This is a genomic window from Nonomuraea zeae, from assembly GCF_005889725.1.
GTDB lineage: Bacteria > Actinomycetota > Actinomycetes > Streptosporangiales > Streptosporangiaceae > Nonomuraea > Nonomuraea zeae.
In genome coordinates this window covers 37,309-45,146 of record NZ_VCKX01000077.1, presented here as the reverse complement: position 1 = coordinate 45,146, position 7,838 = coordinate 37,309, and the positions used below count along the sequence as shown (strand labels likewise).

Here is a 7,838-nt window from a genome sequence, read left to right as displayed (position 1 = left end):
CTGGATCGCGGTCAGTAGCATCTGCCAGGTGCCATCGGCCGACCAGCGGCGGTGCCGTTTGTAGACCGTGATCCAGGAGCCGAACCGTTCGGGCAGGTCCCGCCACGGCAGCCCGGTCCGTGCCCTGCACAACACGCCGTCGATCGTTTTGCGGTGGTCATTCCATCGCCCGCCCCGCCGGCCGCCCTCGGGCAGCAGTGGCCGGAGCCGCTCCCACTCAGCGTTCGTTAAGTCACCACGCCCCATGAACTGATCGTGACAACATCACCACGATTAGTCAGCAGATCTAAGAAACAGCTCTTAGTCGAGGTTTGCCTCACGACGCGCATCGAGTGAGTTATGCCAGCGACATTGCCTGCGCCGTGGGCTGTGCTTCGACCGCCTCGATGGCCACCTGCTGGCCGCAGTCACGGCAGACAGTCTGCTGGTGGACCTCACCGCCGCAGTGCTCATGCCGAAACGTGACGGGGGGATCGCCCGGCGCGGCCCAGCGGTCACCCCAGTGTGTGAGGGCCACGATGACGGGTTGCAGTTCGCGGCCCATGTCGGTCAAGACGTAGTCGTGGTACGGCGAGTTCTCTGAGGAAGGTTGCCGCTCCATCAGCCCTTCGTCGACGAACCGTTCGAGCCGCGCGGCAAGGATGTTGCGGGCGACGCCGAGACTGCGCTGAAAGTCCCCGAAGCGGGTGATACCCCGGAAGAGCGCATGCCGGATGATCAGCAGACTCCAGCGCTCACCCACGATCTCGAGCGCCCGGGCCGCGGAGCAGTTTTGCGTTTCGTAGGTACGTCCAAGCACAACTCCACCGTACCTCAAGGTAGTTGCATGATGATACTGCCGGCTGCTACGTTCCTTCTAGTTTCATCACGCAACCTTGCTGGTGGGCCGCGCTTGGTGAGACACCCACGCCCGCTGCGGTGTGCCAGACAACCCCGATGACCAGGAGCAGATAGTGCTGCTTGAAAAGAAGAACGCGATCATCTATGGAGCGGGCGGAGCCGTCGGAAGCGCGGTCGCTCACGCCTTCGCCGCGGAGGGAGCACGGGTCTTCCTCGCCGGACGTACCAGCGCCCCGCTGAAGGCGGTCGCCGAAAAGATCCAGGCCTCGGGCGGCGCCGCCGACGTCGCCACGGTGGATGTCCTGGACGAGGACGCGGTCGAAGCACACGTCAGCGCGGTGGCCGAGAACGGCGGCTCAGTCGACGTCTCGTTCAACGCGGTCAGCCTTCCCCAGACAGGCATTCAGGGCAAGTGGATCGTCGACATGTCGACTGACAGCTTCGACCTGCCCATGACCACCTATCCCAAGGCCAACTTCCTGACCGCCAGAGCCGCTGGACGACGCATGGCCGCCCAGGGGTCAGGCGTGATTTTGACGATCACCGCGTCTCCGTCGCGGACGGCCGTCCCGCTCATGGGAGGCATGGCACCGGCGTGGGCGGCGGTCGAATCATTGTCTCGGGGGCTGGCCGCCGAACTCGGGCCGCGTGGTGTCCGAGTCGTGTGCCTGAACGCGGCGGGGATGCCTGAAACGCCGCAGCTGACCGAGGTATACGGCCTGCACGCCGACGCCTACGGCATCAGCGGCGAAGCGTTCCACGCCCGCATGGCGGAACGGACACTGCGCAAGCACTTGCCCACCGTTGCCGAGATCGCCAATGTGGCCGTGTTCGTCGCCTCTGACCGCTCAAGCGCCATGACGGGGACGATCGCCAATCTCACCGGCGGCATGATCGTCGACTGACCGCAGTCCGTCCCAGGTCGCGCCATGGAGGCTCCCCCCGACTCCATGGCGCTGGGCCTTCTGGCCCGACCGCCTACAGGTTCATGGGAGACGTGCGGGGGCCGCCACCCGTGATCGTCAGCGGACCTGTCCTGGGTGCGCCGCTTCCGAAGTCGGAGGCGTCGATGCAGCCATCCGTTCGAACGCTGCATGAGAGAAGGAGTCCCATGCGAGGAATTTCGTCATCGGGAAAGTCGATGCTTCGGCTCCCCCTCGGCGCTCGGGTGAGGATCTGCCAGCGCTTGCGCGCAGAGCAGAGGGCTAGGTGCGCGATCGACGGCCCGAAGGTCTCGTTGCCTGGGCGGCCATCACGCCATCGAGCGCAATGGAGCCGGCCGGACCGCTACCTCGACGTGCTGCCCCGCAGCCAGATGGTCGGCCGCGGCGCTTGGGCTGGAGGTGCGATGCGACGGCTGGAAGCCGACGGTGATGACGATACCCAACGCGCTGAGATCGGCACGGGTACGCCGGCGCGCCGCTGACCGGCTCCGGACTGCGCCCTGCAGGCGCGGGCAGTTGACCAACTGCCACTCCTGCCGGAATACGAGAGCCTAGAGCCCGAGGTCTCTGGTCACAGAGGCACTCCGCGATAGTCGCCCGGACGCGCTGATTCCGGTGCGGGAAATCGCCCGACCGCCAACCGGCTGCGTCCTGAATATCGCGTGGGAACCAACCCTTTCGTGCACACGAGATCTTCGCGCTGTCTCTGACCCGCGACCGGATCACCTCGTTGACAGAGTCCTCGATAACCCACCGCTTGGCGCGACGAACGCCCACCGTCGCGGCGTATTCGGCTATTCGCGCATGGACTCGAGTTCAGATGTTCAGGACGCGCATGAAAACACCCGCCGGTAGACGTGCAGAGATAGGCATCTGCCGGCACCCCTAGAAGAATCTGTCAGAAGGAGAAACAGTGACCGCTCGCAAAGAACGGATGACGTCCAAACAGGCATGGGTTTTGGGACTCGCCTCGCTGGCGTCCTTCATGATGGCGCTGGACAGCTTGGTCGTGACGACGACCCTCAACTCGATCCGGCAGGACCTCACGGCATCGATCGATTCCCTCGAATGGATTGTCAACGCCTATAGCCTGACCTTCGCGGTGCTGCTGCTGACCGGAGCGGCACTGGGCGACCGGTTCGGCCGCCGCCGGATATTCATCGCCGGGCTGGCGGTGTTCACCATCGCGTCGATAGCCTGCGCGCTGTCGCCGGACATCGGCACTCTCATCGCGGCGCGAGCGTTGCAGGGTCTGGGCGCCTCGATGGTCCTGCCGCTGTCGCTCACCCTGATCAGCGCGATCTTCCCGCCGCAGCAGCGCGGCAAGGCGATGGGGCTGTACCTGGGCTTCACTGGACTGGCGACGTTCAGCGGCCCGTTCATCGGCGGCGTCATCGCCGAAGGACTGTCCTGGCAGTGGATCTTCTGGCTGAACCTGCCGGTCGGCCTGATCGCGATCCTGCTCACGGCCCGCCGCGTCGACGAGAGCGTCGGCCCGAACAACCGCTTCGACGTGGCCGGAGTCGTGCTCGTGACCTTGGGCGCGTTCGGCATCGTGTGGGCTCTGGTCCGCGGCAACGTGGCGGGCTGGGGCAGCCCAGAAGTGCTGGCCGCACTGGTGCTGGGCGTCGCGCTGGTCATCGCCTTCGTGCTCTGGGAGCGACGCGCGACGGCCCCGATGCTGCCGATGCGGTTCTTCAGGTTGAGGGCGTTCGCCACGGCCAACCCGGCAAACGCCGCCGTGTTCGCGTCGCTGTACGGCACCCTGTTCTTCCTCGCACAGTACTTCCAGACGGTGCATGGTGAAGGGCCGCTCGGCGCCGGCCTGCGGTTGATGCCCTGGACGGCCACGCTGATGGTGTGCGCGCCGATCGCCGGCCGGTTGGCCGACAAGGTCGGCGAACGGAACTTCGTGGTGGGCGGACTGCTGCTCCAGACGATCGGTATGGGCTGGATCACTCTGGTCGCCGACACCGACACCGGATATCTCGAACTGCTGCCCGCGCTGATCGTCGGCGGCGCCGGACTGACCATGGCCATGCCCGCGGCGCAGAAGGCGGTAGTCGGAGCCGTGCAGCCTCAACAGATCGGTCAGGCATCCGGCGCGTTCATGACGATCCGCATGTTCGGCGGAGTGTTCGGCACCACCATCACCGTTGCCGTCTTCGCCAGTGCCGGGAGCTACGCCTCGATCGAGCAGTTCGGGCAAGGGTTCACGGCCGCCATGGGCGCCGTCACCGCGATCGCGTTCGTGGGCATGCTCATCGCACTCGGCATTCCGGGCCGACGGCCGCACGCCGTCGCCGCACCACCGCAGGCGGCAAGCGCCGTACCCCAGGGGGAAGGTGCCGCCTAAGTGCCATACGCCTCGATCGCCGGCGATACGTGGTGACAATGCGAGGGTCTCCCCGGCCGGCGTGGTCCGACGAACGGCTGGAGGCCCTCGTTCCACCGTCCATCCCCGACAGCACCGTTCATGGCCGAAAATCGGCGACTGCTGGCAGCATAGAACCTTAACACTCCAACAAGTCCATGAAACGATAGCCTTGTCATCCGTCTCCATTCGGCAGCCCAGTCTTACGCTTCCTTGGAGCAGGCGCATATCTATAGACATCGCCAGATGAATCGCGGAATCCGATTCACGGGGAACGACCGTCGGAGCTTCCGCGACATCTGAATGATGTGAGTCGAGATCCGATCCAGCCGACCACTTCAGATGGAGTTTCACATGCTCACCATCGGGCTACTCCATGGCATGAGTAGCGTTGCCACAGTAGACTATTACCGGCGTATCAATGAACGTGTCAACGAACGCCTCGGTGGCCACGAACGCGCGGAGCTGCTGCTGTCAAGCGTCAACTTCGGCGTCATCGAACGGTACGTCCGTGCGCAGGAATGGGACGAGGCCGGCGACTACCTGGCGAGCAAGGCCCGCGGCCTCGAGGTCGCCGGCGCCGACTTCATCGTCTGCGGCAGCAATACCATGCATCGTGTGGCGCCCGCCATCGAGGCGGCGATTTCCGTGCCTTTTCTCCATATCGCGGACGTGGTCGCCAAAGCCGCGCATCAGCAAGGAGTACGTACGCTCGGCCTTTTGGGGACGCTGCCCGTCATGGAGGCGGACTTCTATCGCGACCGGCTCGCCGCGTCGGGCCTGTCCGTCCTCGTTCCCGATCAGGTGGACCGCCACCTCGTCGATCAGGTGATCTTCGACGAGCTGACCCGTTACATCTTCACCGATCAGTCGCGGGCTCAGTACCTGCGGATCATGGAAGACCTCGCCGCCCGCGGAGCGGACGCGATCATCCTGGGGTGCACCGAGATCACGCAGTTGGTGAGTCCTCAGGACTTTCCCGTACTGCCGCTCCTGGACTCGACCGGCCTGCACGTCGAAGCCATCGTCGAGATAAGTCTGGCCTCCGCTCGATCCGAACTGCAACGATCCTGAACCCGTTCTCCCCCAGGAGTGCCGTCAACGGCGCCTTGGCCCACGTCGCCGACATCGACCGCACTTGGTGAGTCCACCCGAGATCAGCAGGCCTCGATGTGCCCAGCGGCAAGGGCCGCCATCTGCATGGTCCCGGCGGACTTGGGGGCGAGGCCGACGCCGTTGGAGACACCGATCACACTGCAACGACCAGGCTCGGCCGGGCAGGTCTTGTACCGGCCGGGGTGCCGCCGATTTTCCGACGCACCCCGGCCGAGCGGTTGCCGTTTCTCGACGAAGCTGCTTCCTGCGGCTGCGACCGTCCGGCCGGGTCGTCACCAGCTCCGTATGGTCACCGGTGATCGTCGCGTGTGATCGGATTCTCTCAAGGTCGCCATGCGTCACTGACATACATGACGATCCGTCCTTATCAGCCAGAGCCGCTGAATGGGCCTGTCCAGCCCGTCACTTTGATGCCGGTTCTTGCTGAGTCTTACACGGTGCGCCGGTGTGCAACGCGAGATGCTCGCGGACAAGGCCGAGGTACATGCATCCATCCTTGGCGTTGGGCTCGATGACGCCGCCTTCGTGGAACTCGTTCCACGCATAGATGCTGACGAAGTTGTCCACCGCGGAGATGCGTCGAGATTCGGTGATATCACTGCGTACCCGCGACAGAGCCGCCGCGAACAGTTCTGGTGTCTGATCCGCGTAGTACCTGATTTTGCTACGGTCTGGAATCAGATGGGGGAAACGAGGCCGCTCATCGAAGTCGGACGCGGCGCATCGCATGAACTGTGTAGGTCCGGCGTCCAGGTAGGCGGGCATTTGATTCACGTAGTTCTCGTAGCTCTTGACATGATCTATGCGTACGCCGCAGTAAGCGCCGTCAGCGCCCCATCGGGTCGGGGCGCTCCTGTCGAGCATGGCCTCCCAATTGCCGAGCACCAGCAGCTCTTCGCCCAGTACGTCACGCGCCTCGTGGCGGACGGCGTTCACGAATGCCTGAGTGTCGGCATCGCTGCCATCGCCGAGACCACGCCTGTCGCACAGGCTCACGACCAGCCGTCCGTCGTTGGCCCGCAGATAGTTGGATTGATCGAGGAACTGGCTGGTGAGGTGCCGGGCAACGGTGGCGAAATCCTCCTTGGGAATTTGCAGACCACCCCATGGATGAGCGCAGATCGTCAGCGTGAAGTCGATGTCCGATCTGTTGCGCGCCTGAGCGAAGGCCGACAATGAGGCTTTGAACACGGCTGGAGACTGTTTACTTACCGTATCCCAGTACCAGTAGAACTGAAAGAAATCCAGCCCGCCCTCGGTGGCTTGTGCGATGTGCGTTTCGAGCGTCTCCGGCCGGGAGTCGTCGTAGAATCCTATCTGCGGCTTCAGATGCCGGAAATCATCATCCCAGCCCTGCGTGTTCTGCGGCACAGACGGATCTCCGCCGGAGAAATCTCGAACGCCGCCCCACCAGTCGTTGTCTCGACCGAAAACGTTCTTCGTCGCTTTGATCATGTTCTTGGCGTCGGGGTTGAACGTACCGAAGTAGATCGCCCCGGCGCGAATCCATTGTGGGTAGATCCAGCCCAGGGATCCATCAATGGCGTAGCCGGCGGCGACCATCTCCTTCGTGCGACTCTCGAGCGCCAGCCGCCACACACCTGAGCGACTGAAGCGCCACATCCGCTGTCTGCCTGACCCAGGCTGACTCCAGAGGTGCCCTGCGATGCCTTCGTAGGCGAAGCGGCCGCCGGCCACGAGGCTGTCTCGCTCAGAAGCGGATGCGGTCAACAGGTAAGACGAGCCTGCCCGGAGCCGGTAGACCGGCTGCGAACCTGAGAATTCCGCTGTACGCCAGTAGCCGGCATGGCCTTCTAGGCGGGTGAATCCATGGCGCGTCACCGCCGATGTCGCCTCGCTCGGCGACAACGTATAGAAGCGACCGACTCCACCGGGCGCCAATAATTCAAACATCGGAACAGGATCGGTGACCTGGGAAACGGGCGAGCCGGCAGCACGCGCAGGCCTTTCCGTATCCGGCACTAGCAACAGACAGGCCACGACCAGGGCGGCGGCTCCTGCCATCCATGCCCTCAGCATCGCGAGAACCACCTCTCAAAATAGGTCGGGAGAATACACGGCTTTCTATGACTCTGCGCGGATTGTCACGCCGATGGATAGGCGTTCCGATACTGCACCGCCCTCCTGCGGGAACGGCGCGATCGGTCCTGACCGCAAATCTTGCCACGATCTCCGTCCCCGGTGACATGACAGGTACATGCGGTAGGGAAATGCAGCGCTGTTTCGTGGAGCACGCCGTGCCTTACCCCGGCAAAGGGACCGTCCACCTTGGCGGTCTCGTCGTCAAATGCCTGCGTTCAGCTCGGGGTTCCTGCGCGAGATGACGGTGCCATACCCTTCGTCCGCGAACCGAGGGGCGGCAGAATGATTGGCAGGATAAAGGTGATACTTGTCGTGATGACCACGCTGTGCTGGCCGGCTTGACGCCCTCCGCCTCACATGCGGGCCAAGCATGGATCAGACGGCAGCGACCACGCCTGCCCGTTCCCGATCGCTGAGGCGCCTTCGCCGTCGACATCAAGTACGTCCGTGGACGTGACTCC

General features: G+C 64.1%; 6 protein-coding genes. 3 read left to right on the top strand and 3 right to left on the bottom strand.

Features of this window, described 5'->3' with window-relative positions; all coding sequences use genetic code 11:
- Both ETD85_RS24560 and ETD85_RS24555 read right to left on the bottom strand, forming a co-directional pair.
- A partial coding sequence (locus tag ETD85_RS24560; RefSeq protein WP_138692133.1) for a transposase occupies positions 1-246 on the bottom strand: 246 nt, incomplete at its 3' end.
- Between the two features lie 91 nt (positions 247-337).
- Entirely contained in the window at positions 338-799 is a 462-nt protein-coding gene (locus ETD85_RS24555; RefSeq protein ID WP_138692132.1) for a winged helix-turn-helix transcriptional regulator, read from the bottom strand.
- 154 nt (positions 800-953) lie between these two features.
- Between ETD85_RS24555 and ETD85_RS24550 the strand changes: the two genes are divergently transcribed.
- The 3 genes from ETD85_RS24550 (at position 954) to ETD85_RS24540 (ending at position 5,232) form a co-directional block, all read left to right on the top strand.
- Positions 954-1,745, top strand: coding sequence for an SDR family NAD(P)-dependent oxidoreductase (locus tag ETD85_RS24550; protein ID WP_138692131.1), 792 nt, complete (start codon positions 954-956; stop codon positions 1,743-1,745).
- Between the two features lie 952 nt (positions 1,746-2,697).
- Positions 2,698-4,140 carry an MFS transporter gene (locus tag ETD85_RS24545; protein WP_206058526.1) on the top strand — a complete coding sequence of 481 codons (1,443 nt, stop codon included), beginning with the start codon at positions 2,698-2,700 and terminating at the stop codon, positions 4,138-4,140.
- A gap of 372 nt (positions 4,141-4,512) precedes the next feature.
- Entirely contained in the window at positions 4,513-5,232 is a 720-nt protein-coding gene (locus ETD85_RS24540; protein ID WP_138692130.1) for an aspartate/glutamate racemase family protein, read from the top strand.
- 444 nt (positions 5,233-5,676) lie between these two features.
- On the opposite strand, the gene ETD85_RS24535 is transcribed toward ETD85_RS24540, so the two are convergent.
- The gene (locus tag ETD85_RS24535; protein WP_138692129.1) at positions 5,677-7,314 is read right to left on the bottom strand and encodes a glycoside hydrolase family 99-like domain-containing protein; all 1,638 of its coding nucleotides are present in this window, start codon (positions 7,312-7,314) and stop codon (positions 5,677-5,679) included.
- Positions 7,315-7,838: the final 524 nt, after the last annotated feature.

Coding starts and splice junctions, on each gene's coding strand:
- ETD85_RS24535 (WP_138692129.1), bottom strand. CDS start 7,314: ATGCTGAGGGCATGGATGGCAGGAGCCGCCGCCCTGGTCGTGGCCTGT.
- ETD85_RS24540 (WP_138692130.1), top strand. CDS start 4,513: ATGCTCACCATCGGGCTACTCCATGGCATGAGTAGCGTTGCCACAGTA.